Source organism: Acinetobacter pittii ATCC 19004 = CIP 70.29, assembly GCF_000369045.1.
Lineage (GTDB): Bacteria > Pseudomonadota > Gammaproteobacteria > Pseudomonadales > Moraxellaceae > Acinetobacter > Acinetobacter pittii.
This window is the reverse complement of the sequence record NZ_KB849787.1, coordinates 12,643-14,052: the sequence shown is the minus strand read 5'-3', so window position 1 is coordinate 14,052 and position 1,410 is coordinate 12,643. Positions and strand designations below refer to the sequence as shown.

1 protein-coding gene is annotated in these 1,410 nt (G+C 40.9%); it reads right to left on the bottom strand.

Going from position 1 to position 1,410, the window contains the following annotated elements:
* Positions 1–543: 543 nt before the first annotated feature.
* Complete coding sequence (locus tag F928_RS10250) at positions 544–1,263, bottom strand: hypothetical protein (protein ID WP_005074592.1); 720 nt, start codon at positions 1,261–1,263, stop codon at positions 544–546.
* Positions 1,264–1,410 lie beyond the last annotated feature (147 nt).

Here is a 1,410-nt window from a genome sequence, read left to right as displayed (position 1 = left end):
TAAACCTATCTTTATCACCCCTTAAACTATTGCAAACAAAGGCTTTCAGCCTGTATAAAAGTATTAAAAAGCATTAAAAATAATTAAAAGCCTAGTCTGGTCAAATTGCCCTTGGTTTTCGCTTCGCTCAAACTCTATTGAATCTCGCTTTCGCTCGATTCGGGGGCAATTTTTTGGCTCTTTTCGTTGTGAATTTGAGAAAAAGCAAAGGCAAGAGCAAAAGCAACTCGGAATTCGCTTCGCTCATAAAGCTTTATGCTCGCTTTGCTCGGTCTAGACTCAAATTTTTGCATCTAAACTTCACTTTTTTAGGTCAAGTAACCTAAAAAAGCGGTTTTTCAGAGGGCCGAGGCGCGAATTTTGGGACTGTCGCTCGTAGACACTCGCTTGGTTGAGGTGTTTTTGTGGTTTATTGAGGTTGTGTCATTTGCTTCTATTTGCGTTTAGAGGCAATTTTTTGTTTTTTAGGTACTGATACTCTAGTTCAGTTTGAAATGATCGCTCTATGGCGAAAATACAGCGTTTAAACGTGATATTTGTTCATTACTCTGGTGTTTTGTTGAATGGGTTTCTTGGATCTTGTTTGGCTTCTTGTATAAATCGTTCAATTTCTTGGTATTGGCTTGAGTTAGCAATTTCTTGGGTGACGGTCTGTAGATCCTTGTTGCTTTGTTGCATGGTTTTACCGATTAAGGCCATACGAAATAAGGTTTTCAGGTTGTCCAAGTCCTGATTGGAGTGGGTCATTTGAAACTTTGCTCGTTCAAAAACGCCTAGATAGAGTGAGCCGATAAAGTACTTGATCTGGTCTTCTCGTTTTTTCTGTTGTTTCTGGCTCTGTTTTTCCTTTTGTTGTTCTGGATTCAGGGCTTTTTCTATTTTCTGATTCAGGTTTTTCGCTGCGGTCTGGTGGCGTTGTGTTTTGAGGATTTCATCCAGTGCATCGTGCATGGCAAAGTAGGCATCGATGTCATGTTTTTGGTGGAGCTTGAGGATGTTCTGTTGCAGTGCATTACGTTTGGCAGGTTTTGTTTGTTGGATCAGTTGCAGCTGAAGCATGCGTTTGTTGTAGGCATTGCGTTCATAGCGACATTTCTGGATCAGTTGTCGGTCTTGCTCACTGAGATCCTGAAGACTCTTTTTGTTTTTGAGCATGTGCAGGCAACGTTCTTCAACTCGGCGTTTGAACGGTAGATTGAGGATATGCTTGCCGAGTTCGTTGATGTCTTTTGCTGTGAGCACTAACGCTTTGCGTCCTGCCATTTGGATCTCGTTTTGCCGTGAATGGAGACCATGTTAGCGTCATCTTGTGGGCGTTTAAACTATTTTTTCTGCTATGCATAAAAAATAGTTTATCTCGTTTCCGTGTCTTTTTTTGACAACAACCGCTAAAGCGATTATTGTCAAAAA